The 16,720-nt window shown below is 62.6% G+C and carries 13 protein-coding genes; 6 read left to right on the top strand and 7 right to left on the bottom strand.

What is annotated here, in order from left to right:
• Positions 1-65 precede the first annotated feature (65 nt).
• Together CHC01_RS23710 and CHC01_RS23705 are read right to left on the bottom strand one after the other, a co-directional pair.
• Entirely contained in the window at positions 66-830 is a 765-nt protein-coding gene (locus tag CHC01_RS23710; protein ID WP_089266805.1) for an MBL fold metallo-hydrolase, read from the bottom strand.
• A gap of 3 nt (positions 831-833) precedes the next feature.
• On the bottom strand, positions 834-1,760 hold the full coding sequence (locus tag CHC01_RS23705; RefSeq protein WP_089266804.1) for a DMT family transporter: 927 nt from the start codon (positions 1,758-1,760) through the stop codon (positions 834-836).
• A 95-nt stretch (positions 1,761-1,855) separates the two neighbouring features.
• On the opposite strand from CHC01_RS23705, the gene CHC01_RS23700 reads away from it, so the two are divergent.
• Positions 1,856-2,719 carry a LysR substrate-binding domain-containing protein gene (locus tag CHC01_RS23700; RefSeq protein ID WP_089266803.1) on the top strand — a complete coding sequence of 288 codons (864 nt, stop codon included), beginning with the start codon at positions 1,856-1,858 and terminating at the stop codon, positions 2,717-2,719.
• Positions 2,720-2,798: 79 nt separating this feature from the next.
• A complete protein-coding gene (locus CHC01_RS23695; protein ID WP_089266802.1) occupies positions 2,799-3,332 on the top strand; it encodes an ureidoglycolate lyase in 534 nt (177 codons plus the stop codon).
• A gap of 22 nt (positions 3,333-3,354) precedes the next feature.
• Here the strand turns inward: CHC01_RS23695 and pdeM are convergent, their stop codons facing one another.
• The 4 genes from pdeM to CHC01_RS23675 all read right to left on the bottom strand — a co-directional run bounded on the left by pdeM (position 3,355) and on the right by CHC01_RS23675 (position 9,537).
• Positions 3,355-4,047, bottom strand: coding sequence for a ligase-associated DNA damage response endonuclease PdeM (gene pdeM / locus CHC01_RS23690; protein ID WP_089266801.1), 693 nt, complete (start codon positions 4,045-4,047; stop codon positions 3,355-3,357).
• Between the two features lie 38 nt (positions 4,048-4,085).
• Positions 4,086-6,806 carry a ligase-associated DNA damage response DEXH box helicase gene (locus tag CHC01_RS23685; RefSeq protein ID WP_089266800.1) on the bottom strand — a complete coding sequence of 907 codons (2,721 nt, stop codon included), beginning with the start codon at positions 6,804-6,806 and terminating at the stop codon, positions 4,086-4,088.
• A 187-nt stretch (positions 6,807-6,993) separates the two neighbouring features.
• Positions 6,994-8,211 (bottom strand): ABC transporter substrate-binding protein, encoded by a 1,218-nt coding sequence (locus CHC01_RS23680; RefSeq protein ID WP_089266799.1) that lies wholly within the window; start codon positions 8,209-8,211, stop codon positions 6,994-6,996.
• A gap of 105 nt (positions 8,212-8,316) precedes the next feature.
• A complete protein-coding gene (locus CHC01_RS23675) occupies positions 8,317-9,537 on the bottom strand; it encodes an ABC transporter substrate-binding protein (RefSeq protein ID WP_089266798.1) in 1,221 nt (406 codons plus the stop codon).
• Between the two features lie 346 nt (positions 9,538-9,883).
• Between CHC01_RS23675 and CHC01_RS23670 the strand changes: the two genes are divergently transcribed.
• Positions 9,884-11,233: an outer membrane protein gene (locus CHC01_RS23670; RefSeq protein WP_089266797.1), complete on the top strand. Its 1,350-nt coding sequence runs from the start codon at positions 9,884-9,886 to the stop codon at positions 11,231-11,233.
• Positions 11,234-11,430: 197 nt separating this feature from the next.
• Positions 11,431-12,837, top strand: a complete 1,407-nt coding sequence (locus CHC01_RS23665) for an outer membrane protein (RefSeq protein ID WP_176454692.1) — start codon at positions 11,431-11,433, stop codon at positions 12,835-12,837.
• Between the two features lie 129 nt (positions 12,838-12,966).
• Here the strand turns inward: CHC01_RS23665 and CHC01_RS23660 are convergent, their stop codons facing one another.
• A complete protein-coding gene (locus CHC01_RS23660; protein WP_089266796.1) occupies positions 12,967-13,899 on the bottom strand; it encodes a class I SAM-dependent DNA methyltransferase in 933 nt (310 codons plus the stop codon).
• 74 nt (positions 13,900-13,973) lie between these two features.
• On the opposite strand from CHC01_RS23660, the gene CHC01_RS23655 reads away from it, so the two are divergent.
• Both CHC01_RS23655 and CHC01_RS23650 read left to right on the top strand, forming a co-directional pair.
• On the top strand, positions 13,974-15,014 hold the full coding sequence (locus CHC01_RS23655; RefSeq protein WP_089266795.1) for a ligase-associated DNA damage response exonuclease: 1,041 nt from the start codon (positions 13,974-13,976) through the stop codon (positions 15,012-15,014).
• On the top strand, positions 15,011-16,687 hold the full coding sequence (locus CHC01_RS23650) for an ATP-dependent DNA ligase (protein WP_089266794.1): 1,677 nt from the start codon (positions 15,011-15,013) through the stop codon (positions 16,685-16,687). The genes CHC01_RS23655 and CHC01_RS23650 overlap by 4 nt, the downstream gene beginning before the upstream one ends.
• Positions 16,688-16,720: the final 33 nt, after the last annotated feature.

Here is a 16,720-nt window from a genome sequence, read left to right as displayed (position 1 = left end):
TGCCATCTCACCGCTCGGCAACGTGCCGTCGCAGCTAACGTTCCGAAGCAGGGACTGGCAATGGGCTAGATCAAGGTCCGCACACCCGGTTCGAGGATACGCAGACGGGCACCGAAGCCGAGCGTGTCGAAGGATGCGCGCAGGTCGCCGGCACTCTGTTTGAAATGCGCCCATCCGTCGGTGTGCACCGGCACAATCGTCGCATCGGGAAATGCGCGCGCCGTCTCGATGGTGTCGTTGGTGTCCATGGTGAGGTGGAATGGCCCGCGGGTTTGCGCCGCGCCGGCGAAGGGCAGTACCACGCCGGCCGGAAAACGCCGCGCGACCTCGGCGACGCCGTCGAACCAGACGGTGTCGCCTGTAATGTAGATCGGCCTGCTCCCCGGCGCGTGCGAGCTCAGCACGAATCCGATGACATCGCCCGACAGCGGCTCGATGCCGGCCGGGCCATGACGCGCCGGGGTCGCGGTGATCGTCAGCGAGTGACCATCCTTACCGGTAAGCTCGGTGCTGTCCCATGGCGCGAGACCTTCAACATCCCCACCGAGGCGCTTGGCGCCCGCAATGGTTGTCAGCACGCGCGGCGCGTGACGCAGGAAATCGCGCCCGGAATTGTCAAGATTGTCGGAGTGCTGATCGTGACTGAGCAGCACCACATCAACCGCGCCGACTTGCGCGGCGGAGATCGCGGGGCCAACGAGTTTTTCTAGCGTGACATGCGGCAGCTTGTAAGCGCCCGGATGATCGAAGGTGGGATCGGTGAGCAGCCGGAAGCCGTCGAATTCAATCAGCGCGGTGGGTCCGCCAATCAAAGTGATGGTGAGAGACATGAACTACTCCTGTCGCAGGGGGGCTGGTGAAGCGGCCGGTCTGGTGACCAGATAGATACCGAGGGCGACCGGGACGATCCCCAGGAGATCACGACTTTCAACATGCTCGCCGAGCACCATCCAGGCGAACAGCATGCCGAGTGGCGGCATCAGGAAGTGATAGGCGCTGGCAGCGGTGGCGCCGCAGGTCTTCAGCAGGTGAAACCACAGCAGATAGCCGAGGATAGAACCGCCCAATGTCAGGAATGCAAACGAACCGATCAATCGCGCACTCGGCACGATCGCGCCGATATCGGAAAACGTGAGCGCCACCGGGATCAGCACCACGCCGGCCACAAGATTCTGCACGCCGTTGCCCAGCCACAGGCTGCCCTTGGGTGCCAGCAGCTTGAACAGGATCGTCCCGGTCACGATGGAAGCGAGCGATGCCAGCGTGAATACGATGCCCTGCGCGCTGTCGGTGCCCACCGATATGCGGTGCCAGACGATCGAGGCGACACCGGCGATGCCGAGCAAGAGCCCGGCTACCTTGCGTCCGGTGAGCGGCTCCTTCAGCAACAGCGCTGCGAACACAGCTGTAAACACCGGGTTTGCGCTGACGACCAGGCCGCCGAGACCAGCGGAGATGGTTTGCAGGCCGGTATAGCCGAGGCCGAGATACAACGCGTTATTGGCCAGGCCGATGACGGCGTAGGCCGCGACATCGCGCCAGGACAGCGACCAGGTATCCCGGCGCAGGGCAGAAATGCCAAGGATCAGAACACCCGCGATCGAAAACCGCGCGGCGAGCAGAATGAGCGGCGGGCAATCGGTGACGGCGATCTTGCCTGCGACGAAGGAGAAACTCCAAAGCAGACAGAAGATGCCGATATAGATCGGCAGCGGATTGAAGGCGGCACGGGGAACCGCAACTGACGGCGCAAGGGACATCGGAAATCTCCTTTGCCGCTGGTCTATGCGCTCGCCTTTCCATTTGGAAATTAAATGATATACTTGTTTTCAGTGGAAAAACGAATGGACAACCGATGCTGGATCTCGAACTCCTGCGCAGCTTCGTCTCGGTGGTCGATGCCCGCGGCTTTACCCGGGCCGGCGAACGCGTTCACCGCACCCAATCCACCGTCAGCCAACAAATCAAGCGACTGGAAGAGGATATCGGCCAGCCGCTGCTGAACCGCACCGGCAAGGACGTGACCCCGACCGAAGCCGGCGAGCGGCTCTTGTCCTATGCGCGACGGCTGCTGGCGCTGGCGGAGGAAGCCCGCGACGTGCTGGCCCGGCCGACCAATGAAGGCGCTGTCAGGCTCGGCATCCCCGAGGATTTCGCGGCCTATCGCCTGACCGAATTGCTGGCGAATTTTTCGCGATCCCGGCCCGGCTTGCGGCTCGACGTGCGCGCCGACCAGAGCACGTATTTGCGCCGCGATCTCGAACGCGGCGAACTCGACCTGGCACTGTTCAAGCGCGCCGCCGGTGAGAAAGGTGGCATTGCGGTGTGGCCCGAGCGGATTCATTGGGTCACGAGCAAGGCGCATCCGATCGACCCCGCCGTCCGGTCGGTCCCGTTGATCGGCTTTCCCGCCGGCTGCCTTTACCGGACCCGCGCGATCCATGCCATCGAGGCGGCAGGCCGCAGTTGGCACATGGCCTATACGAGCTCCGGCCTTGCAGGCATCCAGGCCGCGGTCGCCGCCGGACTTGGCCTCAGTATCCTGTCCGACATGGCTATCCAGGCCGACCATCGCATCTTGACGGCGAAAGAAGGCTTCGCGCCGATCGACCAGACTGAAGTGACGCTGATGGCCGCCCCCGACGCGAGCCCGGCAACGCTGCGGCTTGCCGACCACCTCGCCGAGTTCTGCGATACGGTGCAGGCGAAGGCGGCGTAAGGCCGCTCTTTCTTTTAAATGCTCGTCGGTTTGCAGGGCCATGAAGCCATGCTTCGGACACGCCCCCAAGGAGCCCTCCATGCCGACATCCGACGCTGTTACTGTTGAGGCTCTGAGTCTCACGTCGTTCGAGCCCTTCGGATGGGTGCTCGGCAAAACCGATCCGCTCAAAAAAGACGCGGTCGGTTTTCGAAGCCCGGCGAGCGATTTCTGGCACGAACACTTCTTTGATCCCGGCACAGAAGGCAACACCGAGGTCTTGTGGGTCGAGTATCGTGACAACAATCCGCTTGTCTCAAAGCTCGAAGTCCATCACCTGACCCAACAGGCGGTCGTGCCTCTCACGAAAGAGATCGTTCAGATCCTTTGCTTGAGTGACGCAAACCAGCGGCCGGATTTGTCGACACTCCGAGCTTATCGTTTGTCTCCCGGTGTCGGAATCTGCATGCGTCCCGGCGTTTGGCACGCAACGCGCGCCGACGATGCGACCTGCCTGATGCTGACCCGAGGCTCGACGACTGAGGATCTTATCGACCATCTCGTCAACAAGCGCCCTGCGAAGGAGTCTGCCATCCTGGAAATCCCGCAGGTTCGCCTGATCCAGGCAAAATGACGATCTATTGGATATCGCTGATCTAGCAACAGCGCGACGCAGCAATCGCGTGCATGCGCCGATCACCGAGCACATGGGCAATGAAGCCGAGGGTCTGGAAGATCCTGGCGAATGCTGCATCGCGGATGTTGAGCCCGCCCGTATAGGCGCCGAAGGCCGGCATCACCGCGCGGGCGCCGTCGCTCGCAAAGCAACGCCGTTCGACCGCGCGACCGCGCGTGCTGACGCGCGCCTTCGGATGCAAATGACCGGCAATCTCGCCTGCAGCACCGGTCGGCTCATGACGAAAGGTGATCGGGCCGATGGCCACTTCTTCAGCGACGGTGCCGCCGAGATCCGGCGGCAATGCGGGATCGTGATTGCCTGAGATCCAGATCCAGTCACGGCGCATCTGCAATGCAGACAGCACCTCGCGATTGGCCGGCGACAACCGCTCATGGGCGTCACGGTCGTGGAAACTGTCGCCGAGCGCAATCACAATGCGCGGATCGTGACGCGCGATCACCGCACCGAGGCGACCGAGCGTTGCGATCGTATCGTAAGGCGGCAGCAGCACGCCACGATTGGCATAGCTCGAGCCCTTTTCGAGATGCAGGTCGGACACCACCAGAAGTTTCTGCTCTTCCCAATACAAAGCACCCGACAGGTCCGCAGCCAACGTGACGCCGGCGATGCTGACGGTGCTCATATCGACGGTGATGGTCTCAGCGTGCATGGTGCTCTTTTAGGACGAATGCGAGATTCGCAAAACCCTTACGATCCTGTCTCTTCGAATCCCGCAGCCTCTTTCACGAGTTCCTCGGCGGCTTCTGCCAGGAGCTCGTCCGACGCTTCGCCGTACACGGCTTCACGGCCGATTTCCAGCATCACCGGTACCGCCAGCGGCGAGACGCGATCGAGTTCCCGGTGAATGATACGGCCCTGGATGCGCGTCAGCATGTCGCTCAATCGCCGAATATCCAGCAATCCCGTCGCGGCGTCGGCACGCGCGGCGCGCAGCAACACATGATCGGGCTGATGCTTGCGCAGCACGTCGTAGATCAAGTCCGTGGAGAACAGCACCTGGCGGCGCGATTTCTCCTCGCCGGTGAAACGCGTGTGGATCAGCCCCGAGATCACCGCACAGGTGCGGAACGTCCGCTTCATCAGCGCCGATTCCGCGAGCCATGCTTCGAGATCGTCGCCGAGCATGTCGGGATCGAACAAAGCGGCGAGATCGAGCCTGCCCTGCCTGATCATGTGCGACGTGTCGCCGAGGCCCCATATGGCCAGCGCATATTCATTGGCAACGAAACCCAGCGGCCGCGCTCGGGCGCGTTCCAGCCGCCGCGTCAGCAGCATGCCCAATGTCTGATGCGCGAGGCGGCCTTCGAACGGATAGCAGACGAGGTAATGCTTGTCGGCACGCGGAAAGGTCTCGACCATCAGTTCGCGCGCGCCGGGCACATGCGAGACATGGGCCTGCAGTAACAACCATTCGCGCACCTGGTCGGGCAGGCCTTTCCAGGCGCGCTCATTGTCCAGCAGTTTGCGCACGCGTTCGGCGAGATAGGTCGAGAGCGGAAACTTGCCGCCCATATAGGACGGCACCTTGGCGTCCTTGTCATGCGCGCGCGAGACATAGACCTGATCCTCGACCAGGGATTCGTAGCGCACGACTTCGCCGCCAAAGACGAAGGTATCGCCGACCACGAGGCCTTCGATGAAATACTCCTCGATCTGGCCGAGCATGCGTCCCCCGCGCGCCAGCGCACCAGTGACACCCTTTTTGCCTTTTCCGCTGCCTCCGCGCACCAGCCGCACCTTCAGCATCGTATCCTCGACGATGGTGCCGACATTCATGCGATACATCTGGCGCACCTTGGGATTGGTGACGCGCCACTTGCCGGAGGCGTCCTGCTTGATGCGGGCGAAACGCTCATAGATTTTCAGCGCATAGCCGCCGGACGCCACGAACTCCACGGTGTCGTCGAAATCGACACGCGACAGTTCGGCATAAGGCGCCGCCGAGCGCACTTCGTCATAGAGATCGTCCGCACGAAACGGTGCGCCGCAGGCGCAGCCGAGCACGTGCTGCGCCAGCACATCGAGCGAACCAGTCCGCAGCGGCGGCGTATCCTGTGCATTTTCGGCAACGGCATCGATGGCGACGTGGCATTCCAGAACTTCGAAGCGATTGGCCGGGACCAACACGGCGCGCGAAGCTTCGTCGATGCGGTGATTGGCGCGGCCGATCCGCTGCATCAGCCGCGAGGCGCCCTTCGGCGCGCCGACATTGATGACGAGATCGACATCGCCCCAGTCGACGCCGAGATCGAGCGACGAGGTACAGACCACGCCGCGTAACTTACCGGCGGACATCGCGTCCTCGACCTTGCGGCGCTGCGCGACGTCGAGGGAGCCGTGATGCAGCGCGATGGCGAGGCCATCGTCATTCATGCGCCAGAGATCCTGGAACAGCATCTCGGCCTGGCTGCGCGTATTGACGAAGACAAGCGTCGTCTTGTTGGCCTTGATGAGATCGTAGATCTCGCCGAGCGCATGGCGCGCCGAGTGCCCGGCCCAGGGCAACCGTTCCTTGGTGTCGAGCATCTCGACCACGGGCTCGGCCGCGCCGCCGGCGATGACGATATCGGCCGAGACGCTTTCGCCTGATGGCTGCGGCACCAGAAAGCGCGCCAGCGATTCAGGCTCGGCGACCGTCGCCGACAGGCCGATGGCCCGCATGTCCGGCGCGAGCTTCCAGAGCCGCGCAAGCCCGAGCGACAGGAGATCGCCGCGCTTCGACGTCACCAGCGCATGCAACTCGTCGAGCACGACGCGCTTGAGTGACGAGAACAGAAACGGCGCGTCGTCGGAAGACAACAGCAGCGCCAACTGTTCCGGCGTGGTCAGAAGAATATCCGGCGGATAGCGCCGCTGCCGTGCACGCCGCGACACCGGCGTGTCGCCGGTGCGGGTCTCGACCTTGATCGGCAGCTGCATCTCCGCGATCGGCGTTTCCAGGTTGCGCGCGATGTCGACGGCGAGGGCTTTCAACGGGGAAATGTAGAGCGTGTGCAGGCCACCGGTGCGCAGAACGGTGCGGCCGGTGGAGACGAGGGCGCTTTTCCCCTCGCCCCGCTTGCGGGGAGAGGGTGGCGCGGACGCAGTCCGCGACGGGTGAGGGGGAGCTTCGGCGAACTCGGGAGTTTCAATTATGCGCTCCCCCTCACCCGGCTTGTTCGCTGCGCTCTCAAGCCGACCTCTCCCCGCAAGCGGGGCGAGGTTAGACAGTTCCACCAGCGTCGGCAGGAATCCGGCCAGCGTCTTGCCGGCGCCGGTCGGCGCGATCAGCAGCGCCGAGCGATCGTCCCTCGCCTTCTCCAGCAGCGCCAATTGATGTTCGCGCGGCGACCAGCCGCGCATGGCGAACCAGCGCAGGAAATGATCGGGCAGCAGGTCGGGTTCGGCGACGGATTTACGGGGCGGCACGCGTTAGAACTAGGCACTCTCAGCCGTCATTGCGAGGTCAAGGAAAGTTGCCGTGCAACTTTCCCCTAAGCCCTTGCGACGAAGCAATCCAGAAAACAGCAAGAGAGGACTGGATTGCTTCGCCCAAACGAAATTGGCTGCGCCAATTTTCGCCGGGGCTCGCAATGACGTGGAGAGACCTGTGGTCTTATTGCGTCACCGACTTGTCGGAGATGATCCAGTCCTTGCCGTCGAACCGCTGGGTGTACAGCGTGGCCATCGGAACATAGGCGTCATTGGTATAGCTGTAACTCACCCCCGGCAGCATTTGCGGAGCGCGGAAGCCGTTCAGGCCGATGGCCTGTTTCAGCACGTTCTCATGGGTAAGCTCGTCGCCGCAGCGGCGTAGGATCTCCGCCATGGACACGGCCTGACCATAGCCGAAGAAGGCGATCGAATTATCCGCCGAGACCGTGGGCAGATATTTCGCGCGCAAAGCTTCGAACGCCACGATGTCGGGATCCTTGGCATAAAGCGGCGAGCCGATATCCTTGCCATAGGCAATCGAGACGATGCCCTTGGCGTTCTCCAACCCTGCCGCCTCCAGGATCGATCGACCGGTGGAGCCCGCCGACAACAACTGCAGCGGCTTCCAGCCGAGCTCGACCACCCTGCGAATCGACTGCGACGTCGCCTTGCCGGTGGTGATGTTGTAGAAAACATCGGCACCGGACTTGGCGAGATTGATCAGCTGCGAGTCGATCGTGGGATCGGTGAGATCATAGGTCACCTCGGCGATCACCTTCGCGGAGCCGCCGGCTTTCGCGAGTTCATCCTTGAACGGCCCGAGGAAATCCCGGCCGAAATCATCGTTCTGATAGAGGATACCGACTTTCGCATTCGGATTCACGCTGACGGCATATTTGGCGAGAATACGCGCCTCGGTCGGATAGAGCGGCAGACCCGCCATGGTCCATTTGTTGTTCTTCGGATCGTTCCACTTCGATGCGCCGGTGTTGAGCAGCAGCTGCGGCACGCCCTTGGAATTGAGATATTTGTGCACGGCCGTCTGCGGCGCTGTGCCGAGCGAGCCGTACAGAGCCAGGACTTCTTCCTGCTCAACAAGACGGCGCGTGGCCTCGACCGCCTTCGGCGCGCTGTAGGAATCGTCCATCGTCAGAAACTTGATCTTGCGGCCGTTGATGCCGCCTTTCTCGTTCAAGCTCTGAAAATAGGCTTCGCCGACGCGGCCGAGCACGCCATAGAGCGAGCCGGGTCCGCTATGCGGAATGGTTTGCCCGATCTTGATTTCAGTGTCACTGGCACCTGGATCGTATTTCTTGTCGGCGGCGACAGCGGCCGTCACAGTCAGTGGCAACACGACGACGGCGACCCGCGCCGCAGACGCAAACAGTCCCTTGTTCATGGCGTTTTCTCCCTGATGATTTTTGATCCGGCTCTTTGCGAGTCCGATTGGTCGTCTCCATCCCCGGCCTATTGCCGGGGATGGTCGTTATTTTAAAGTACGCGCTTACTGGCTCACCGGCTTGTCCGACAGATCCCAGTCGGTGCCGTTGAATGTGCCGACATAGAGCGCCTTGATGGTGGTGTAGTCGGTCGGCGTGAAGCCATAGGTGATACCCGGCAGGAACACCGGTGCGCGATAGCCTTCCAGATTGGTCGCGTGCTTGAGCACGTTCTCGCGGGTGAGATCGTCGCCGCAGCGGCGCAGGATCTCCGCCATGGTCACACCCTGCGAATAGCCCTGAAACGCGATGGTGTTATCGGGATCGACATTCGGCAGATACTTCTTGCGCAGCTCCTGGAAGGCGATCACGTCCGGATCGTCCTTCCACTTCTCGCTGCCGACTTCCTTGGTGTAGGTCATCGCCACGATGCCCTTGGCATTTTCGGCGCCGGCGGCGTTGATGATCGAGCGGCCACTTGAGGTCGATACCAACAGATGCAGCGGCTTCCAGCCAAGCTCTGCGACCTTGCGGATCGACTGAGATGTCGCCTTGCCGGTGGAGATGTTGAAGAAGGTGTCGGCACCCGATTTCGCCAGATTGATCAGTTGGGAATCGATGGTCGGATCGGTGAGGTCATAAGACGCCTCGGCGATCACCTTCGCGGAGCCGCCCGCTTCGGCCAGAATCTCCTTGAACGAATTCATGAAGTCCTTTCCGAACTCGTCGTTCTGGTAAAGGATCGCGACCTTGGCGTTCGGCTTGGCCTGCATCAGGTAGCGCGCGATGATCCGGCCCTCGGTCGAATAGATCGGCAGGCCCGGCGTGGTCCACTTGAACTCTTTCGGGTTATTCCAGCGCGAGGCGCCGGTGTTCAGCAGCAGCTGCGGGATCTTCTTGCTGTTGAGAAACTTCTGCACCGCCGACTGCGGCGCAGTGCCCAGCGAGCCGAACAGCGCCAGCACCTCGTCCTGCTCCGCCAGCCGGCGGGTGGCCTCGACGGCCTTCGGCGCGCTGTAGGCATCGTCCAGCGACATGAAATTGATCTTGCGCCCGTTGATGCCGCCCTTTTCGTTCAGCATCTGGAAATAGGCGGCCTGGGTCCGACCGATCACGCCGTACAGGGAACCGGCGCCGCTATAGGGGATGGTCTGGCCAAGCTTGATCTCGGTATCGCTGGCACCCGGATCGTATTTCTTGTCTGCTGCGAAGGCCGAATGGGCCAGTACGGAGACAACTGCAGCGAGTGTTGCGGTCCTGAAGACGGACCTGTGGCGCGAAGGCATCTGGTGTTTTCTCCCTGAGACCCGCTTGTGCGGGTGTGTTTTTGTGACCCGTCGCGGCGTTGATCGCGGCTGTACGGGCTTGCCCTTATCCTCTGCGGGCGCGACAGGCTTGGCAATCCCTCACAGGTTGCCTCATGTTTTCCGTGGGTTGGCTATCGACAGGGTCTCAGCGCGCCCAAACGTGACGAAATACGCATCGCGCCACGGACGTCTAAACGCTTATTTAACCGGCTTTTTTTGGCCGGCGCCCCTGCGGTTGCAATGTCGGACAGTGTGGCCGTCCGGATACAGCCAATATGGCCCGACTCCCCTATTCTAACGGTTCAAATCTGAATTGGGGTCGACCATGAAACGTATTCTTCTTGCGAGCGCCGCGCTGCTCGGAACCGCTGTGAGCGCGCAGGCTGCCGATCTGGCCGTCAAGGCCCCTTATTACAAGGCGCCCCTCGTCTCGGTCTATAACTGGACCGGCTTCTACATCGGTGTGAACGCCGGCGTCGGCATCGGCCGCGACCGCGTCACCCACAGCTACACCGGCGACTCGCTGTATCTCACGCCGCAGGGCGGCTTCGGCGGCGGCCAGATCGGCTATAACTGGCAGGGCGACTCGCTGCTCGGCCCGATCGTTTACGGCCTCGAAGCCGACATCCAGGGTTCGGGCCTCACCGGCGGTGGCGCCAATGTGGTTGGCCCGCTGCAGACCGTCTACGGTCAGAAGTCGGATTGGTTCGGCACCGTTCGTGGCCGCGTCGGTCTCGCAACCGGTCCGGTCCTGAGCTACTTCACCGGCGGTTTCGCTTACGGCAACGTCAAGACCACGATCACCGAAGGCGGCGTGACGGCGTTCTCGGACAGCCGCATGGCGACCGGCTGGACCATCGGCAGCGGCGTGGAAGCAGCGCTCGGCGGCAACTGGACCGGCAAGATCGAATATCTCTACCTGAACCTCGGCAACCGCTCTGACGCGTTCGCCACCCCCACCCAGCTCACCAACACCGAGCTGCGTGAAAACCTGTTCCGCGTCGGTCTTAACTACCGCATCGGCGGCAACAGCGTGTACACCCCGGTCGCTGCGGCGAACTGGACCGGTTGGTACCTCGGCGGCAACATCGGTTCCGGCACCGGTCGCGATCGCACCACGCTTACCGGCGTCACCCCGGTTCCCGAGCAGTTCAACCTTGCTCCGGACGGCATCAATGGCGGTGCCCAGATCGGTTACAATTGGCAGGCATCGAACTGGGTTTACGGTCTTGAAGCCGACATCCAGGCTTCCAGCCAGCGCGACAACAAAACTGCCGTTGCTCTCGGCCTCGTCAGCTACGATCAGAAGCTGCCCTGGTTCGGCACGGTTCGTGGCCGCCTCGGCTACTCGGTCGGTTCGACCCTGTTCTACGCCACCGGCGGTTACGCCTACGGCGGCGTGAAGACCAAGATCAACGCACTGGGCGTGGAAGTTGCCAACGCTTCGACCACCAAGAGTGGCTGGACCGCCGGCGCCGGCATCGAGACCCCCTTCAAGCTGCTCGGCCTGTTCGGACCGAACTGGACCTCGAAGACCGAATATCTCTATGTCGACCTCGGCTCGGCTTCGACCACGATCCTTCCCGGCGTCGTCAGCGAGAGCAAGGTTACCGAGCACATCTTCCGCACCGGCCTGAACTATCACTTCAATAGCCCGGTCGTTGCGAAGTACTGATCTCAGCGACATCCTCTAAAATCGAAAACCCCGGCCTCGCGGCCGGGGTTTTTGTTTGCGTCGAGAACAACGCTGTTCCGAGAAAATTAACCACAAGGAACCCAATATCCAAATACCGCAATTTCTGGTCGCACGGCTGCAGACAGCATTCCGTTACCCCTTCATAGTTCGGCCAGAAACCTGAACTGGATCCCATCATGAAAATCCTTCGCCTCACCGCCGCGGCACTGCTCTCACTGACCGCCGGTGCGCAAGCCGCCGACATGGCCGTGAAGGCCCCCTACTACAAGGTGCCGGTAACAGCGGTTTATGACTGGACCGGCTTCTACATGGGCGTGAACGCGGGCTACGGCGTCGGCCGGGATCGGCTGCAAAACAACGACCCCATCACTCCCGGCTCAGCCACCTCGACCTATCTGCAGCCCGCTGGCGGATTCGGCGGCGGCCAGATCGGCTACAACTGGCAGACCGGCTCCATGTTCGGCCCGCTGGTCTACGGCGTCGAAGCGGACATCCAGGGCGGCGAGTTGAAGGACAGCTATCCGTTGCTGAACAACGGCGCCTTTCCGCTGGCGCCGCAGGACACCTACAGCCAGAAAATCGACTGGTTCGGCACGGTGCGCGGCCGCGTCGGTCTGGCAACGGGTCCGGTGCTCAGCTATGTGACCGGTGGCTATGCCTATGGCAACGTCACCACCACCACCACCTCCCTGGGCTTTCCTGCCCTGGCTACGAGCCGCGTCCAGGGCGGCTGGACCGTTGGCAGCGGCGTCGAGGCATCTCTCGGCGGCAACTGGACCGGCAAGATCGAGTACCTCTATCTCAACCTCGGCAACAAGACCGATCAGGTGATGGTGCTCGGCACGCTTCCGCAGACCACCACCACTGAACTGCGCGAGAATCTGTTTCGCGTCGGCCTGAACTATCGCATTGGCGGCAACAACAGCACCTATGTGCCAGCGCCCGCAGCGAACTGGACCGGCTGGTATCTCGGCGGCAATGTCGGCTCGGGCATCGGACGCGACCGCACCTCGGTCTCCAAAGCCGGTGACGGCCTTGGTGACCTACCTTCCTACGATGCTTTCAACCTCGCTCCCGATGGCATCAATGGCGGCGTACAGCTGGGTTACAACTGGCAGATGGCGAACTGGGTCTACGGTCTGGAAACCGACATCCAGGCCTCCAGCCAGCGCGACAACAAGACGGCCATTGGCCTGGGCGACGTCCCGTTCGACGCCAAGCTGCCCTGGTTTGGCACCGTACGCGGCCGTCTCGGCTACTCGGTCGGTTCGACGCTGTTCTATGCCACCGGCGGTTACGCCTATGGCGGCGTGAAGACCAAGGCCAGCGAAGACGGCGTCGTGCAGCTCAATGCATCGACCACGAGGAGCGGCTGGACCGCGGGCGCCGGCATCGAGACGCCTTTCACCCTGCTCGGCCTGTTCGGGCCGAACTGGACCTCGAAGACGGAATATCTCTATGTCGACCTTGGTTCGACCTCGAACCTGATCAACACCACGACCATCACGACCAACGTCTCCGAACACATCTTCCGCACCGGGCTGAACTATCACTTCAACAGCCCAGTCGTCGCGAAGTACTGATCACGGCGACATCGCCGAAACGCAAAACCCCGGCCTCGCGGCCGGGGTTTTTATTGGTATGACGCTTGGCGCTCACCGACGTTATTGCCCGGCTGTCATTGCAAGGAGCCCTTGCTGACCCCGACGGCGTTAAAGCCGACGCTTGATCGCGACGGCCACCAGTCCTGGTGCGGCAACGCCGCGTTCCGTGCGAGACGAAACGCGTTCAAGATGAATGAGCGCCAGGCCAGCAGCTGCGATCAGGCCGCGCAGATGATCTTCGCTCTGCGCATAACGCAAGCCCGCGCCGAGAGCGACACCGTCGCCGTCATGTGTCTCGGCCGTAAAGGCGAGCAGCCCGTCTGGAACGAGCACGCGCGTAGCTTCTCGCAAAACCGGCGCAAGGTCGTGCAGATAGATCAAGACGTCGGCTGCGATGACCAGCTCGACACTGCTATCTGACCGGCGGCACAAACCCTCGACGATCTCGGCCACTTCAAGCTCGGCGTAAAGCCCGGTGGCATGAGCGCGCTCGATCATGCGCGGCGACAGGTCGATGCCGATGATGGCGCCAGTGCAGGCGGCAAAAGCGCCGGCCGCCAGCCCGGTGCCGCAACCGAGATCGATGGCGCGAGGGAAGAGCATCGCCCTATCCGTCGCAGCGCACGCGGCACGCACGGCGCCCAACAGGACCGCTGGTCCGCGATAACCGAGTGTATCGACCAGCGCGGCGTCGAACTTGGGCGCGTATTGATCGAACAGCGCCGTCACATAGGTCGCCGGCATGGCCGAGAGATCGTCAGCGCCGAGCCGCATCAACCGCAGACCAGCACCGTTGCGATCACCGGGATCACAGGCCTGCGCGCGGCGAAACGCGGCGATGGCGCCGGCGGTGTCACCCAGCTGCTCTCGGACCTCCCCGAGCACGAACCATGCGGTGGCAAAGCCCGGCGCCAAATCAGTGGCCTGCTCGAACAGATCGGCCGCCGCCACCAGATCGCCCTGCACCTGCAGGTCGCGCGCATAGTCGAAACGCCGGTCGGCGTTCATATCTCCGGATGACATGAACAAGCGCGCGGGCATGGTGGGAACCGATCGGAGGGCGGGGCGTTCGCAGGATGACTCGAACCAACCCAAGACGGACCTATATAACCGAGATGCGTCCGCAAGACATCCTTATCCCGGTTTCCGCCGGCCTTTGCTGCAAACCGGGCGGCTTCCATATCGACCCCGTCAGACCGGTCGAGCGCGCCGTGATCACCCACGGCCATTCCGACCATGCCCGCCCCGGCCATGGCGCAGTGCTGGCGACGCAGGAAACGCTCGACATGATGCGGCTGCGCTACGGTGACAATTTCGCCGGCAGCACGCAGGCCATTGCCTATGGCGAGACGATCAAACTCGGCAACGTCACGGTGTCCTGCCACCCCGCCGGGCATGTGCTCGGCTCGGCGCAGATGGCCGTGACCTGCAAGGATATCTGCATCGTCGCATCTGGCGATTACAAGGACGCCCATGATCCGACCTGCACGCCGTTCGAGGTTGTGCCCTGCGACGTGTTCATCACCGAGGCAACGTTCGGACTTCCGGTGTTTCGTCATGGCAATGCCGCCGATGAAGTGAAGAAGCTGCTGGCCTCGGTCGCGCTGTTTCCGGAGCGTGCGCATCTGGTCGGCGCCTATTCGCTGGGAAAGGCGCAGCGGGTCATCAAGCTGATCCGTCAGGCCGGTTATGATGCGCCGATCTATCTGCACGGCGCGATGGAGAAGATCACACACTATTATCAGAGCCGCGGCATCGATCTCGGCGAACTGCGCCCGGTGAAGGGCGTCAAGAAAGCCGATCTCGCCGGCACCATCGCGCTGGCGCCGCCGTCGGCCACATCGGATGTGTGGACGCGGCGCTTTCCCGATCCAGTCACCGCCTTTGCGTCCGGCTGGATGCGCGTGCGCGCCCGTGCGCGGCAACGTGGCGTCGAGCTGCCGCTGGTGATTTCAGATCACGCGGACTGGGATGGATTATGCGCCACCATCGGCGCCACTGGAGCCGGCGAAATCTGGGTCACGCATGGCCAAGAAGACGCGCTTGTGCATTGGTGCCAGAGCAAAGGCCTGACCGCGCGGCCTCTTGCGCTGATCGGCTATGGCGACGAGGAGGAGGAAGAGACACTTCCGCCCGGCGAAAGCGCCGAGGCATGAACCGCTTCGCCGAACTGCTCGATCGCCTGGCCTACGAACCCGGCCGCAACAACAAGCTGCGGCTGATCACGGGCTATTTTCGCGAAGTGCCCGATCCCGATCGTGGCTATGCGCTGGCGGCGCTGACGGGGGCGTTGTCGTTCAAGCATGCGAAAGCTGGCTTGATCCGCGACCTGATCGCATCGCGAACTGATTCGGTGTTGTTTGAACTCTCTTATGACTATGTCGGCGATCTCTCGGAGACCGTTGCGCTGATGTGGCCGAAGGCCCAGGACATCGCGCACAACAACCCGCCACCGCCGACACTCACCGAAGTCGTCACCACACTCCGCACGCTCGGCAAGGCCGAATTGCCCGCACAACTCACCCGCTGGCTCGATGAACTCGACGAGACCGGCCGCTGGGCACTGCTGAAGCTCGTCACCGGCGCGATGCGGATTGGCGTTTCGGCGCGGCTGGCCAAGACCGCCGCCGCGGCGCTCGGCGACAAGGACCCGCATGACGTCGAGCTGATCTGGCCCGGCCTTGCGCCGCCCTATGGCGAATTGTTCGCCTGGCTCGAAGGTCGCGCCGAGAAGCCGGTCAATCGCGATCCGGCGCCGTTCCGCCCGGTGATGCTGGCACATGCCATCGAAGATTCCGACTTCGCCAATCTCGACGCGTCCGATTTCGTCGCGGAGTGGAAATGGGATGGCATCCGGATTCAGGCGGTCAGCGGCAAAGGCGATGACGACAGGATCGTCACGCGGCTCTATTCGCGCACCGGCGAGGACATCACCGGAAGCTTCCCGGACCTGACGCCATCGCTGCGTTTGCCCGGCGCGATCGATGGCGAGTTGCTGGTGCTGCGCGAGGGCCGCGTACAGTCATTCAATGTGCTGCAACAACGGCTGAACCGGAAAAGCGTGACGCCGAAGCTGATGAAGGAATATCCCATCCATCTGCGCGCCTATGACCTGCTCAGCGACGGCGAGACGGATTTGCGCGAACTGCCATTCGAACAGCGACGAACCAAACTGGAAAGATTCATCACAGAGCTGGACGACGACAGGATCGATCTGTCCGACCAGATCCCGTTCGCAACATGGGATGCCCTCACCGCCGCGCGTGCCGATCCTGTCAGTGCCGGAGCCGGCGAAGATGCCGATGCCGTCGAAGGCGTGATGCTGAAGCGGCGCGATTCCGCTTATCTCCCGGGACGACCGAAAGGCCAGTGGTGGAAATGGAAGCGCGATCCGCACATCATCGACGCCGTGCTGATGTATGCACAGCGCGGCCACGGCAAGCGCTCGTCCTATTATTCGGATTACACCTTCGGCGTCTGGACCGCCGGCGAGAGCGGCGACCAGCTGGTACCGGTCGGCAAAGCCTATTTCGGCTTCACCGACGAGGAGCTGTTGCAAATCGATCGCTTCGTCCGCCGCAACACCACCGAAAAGTTCGGCCCGGTCCGCCACGTCACCCATCAACCAGACAAGGGTCTCGTACTCGAAGTCGCCTTTGAAGGGCTGGCGCGCTCGCCCCGGCACAAGTCGGGGGTCGCAATGCGGTTTCCCCGCATCAGCCGGTTGCGCTGGGACAAGCCGCCACGTGAGGCCGACCGGCTGGAGACGCTGGAGCGCATGCTGAAGGCGGAGACCACAATTGCGCCGCCCGAGCCTGCGACGCCTTGACGGTCCATACTTGACGAACGAGCCGGGTTCCCC

The organism is Tardiphaga sp. OK246 (genome assembly GCF_900188215.1).
Classification (GTDB): Bacteria; Pseudomonadota; Alphaproteobacteria; order Rhizobiales; family Xanthobacteraceae; genus Tardiphaga; species Tardiphaga robiniae.
Note: the sequence above shows the minus strand (reverse complement) of the source record. Positions and strands in the feature narration are given on the sequence as shown.

Coding starts and splice junctions, on each gene's coding strand:
- CHC01_RS23710 (WP_089266805.1), bottom strand. CDS start 830: ATGTCTCTCACCATCACTTTGATTGGCGGACCCACCGCGCTGATTGAA.
- CHC01_RS23705 (WP_089266804.1), bottom strand. CDS start 1,760: ATGTCCCTTGCGCCGTCAGTTGCGGTTCCCCGTGCCGCCTTCAATCCG.
- CHC01_RS23700 (WP_089266803.1), top strand. CDS start 1,856: ATGCTGGATCTCGAACTCCTGCGCAGCTTCGTCTCGGTGGTCGATGCC.
- CHC01_RS23695 (WP_089266802.1), top strand. CDS start 2,799: ATGCCGACATCCGACGCTGTTACTGTTGAGGCTCTGAGTCTCACGTCG.
- pdeM (WP_089266801.1), bottom strand. CDS start 4,047: ATGCACGCTGAGACCATCACCGTCGATATGAGCACCGTCAGCATCGCC.
- CHC01_RS23680 (WP_089266799.1), bottom strand. CDS start 8,211: ATGAACAAGGGACTGTTTGCGTCTGCGGCGCGGGTCGCCGTCGTCGTG.
- CHC01_RS23675 (WP_089266798.1), bottom strand. CDS start 9,537: ATGCCTTCGCGCCACAGGTCCGTCTTCAGGACCGCAACACTCGCTGCA.
- CHC01_RS23670 (WP_089266797.1), top strand. CDS start 9,884: ATGAAACGTATTCTTCTTGCGAGCGCCGCGCTGCTCGGAACCGCTGTG.
- CHC01_RS23665 (WP_176454692.1), top strand. CDS start 11,431: ATGAAAATCCTTCGCCTCACCGCCGCGGCACTGCTCTCACTGACCGCC.
- CHC01_RS23660 (WP_089266796.1), bottom strand. CDS start 13,899: ATGCCCGCGCGCTTGTTCATGTCATCCGGAGATATGAACGCCGACCGG.
- CHC01_RS23655 (WP_089266795.1), top strand. CDS start 13,974: ATGCGTCCGCAAGACATCCTTATCCCGGTTTCCGCCGGCCTTTGCTGC.
- CHC01_RS23650 (WP_089266794.1), top strand. CDS start 15,011: ATGAACCGCTTCGCCGAACTGCTCGATCGCCTGGCCTACGAACCCGGC.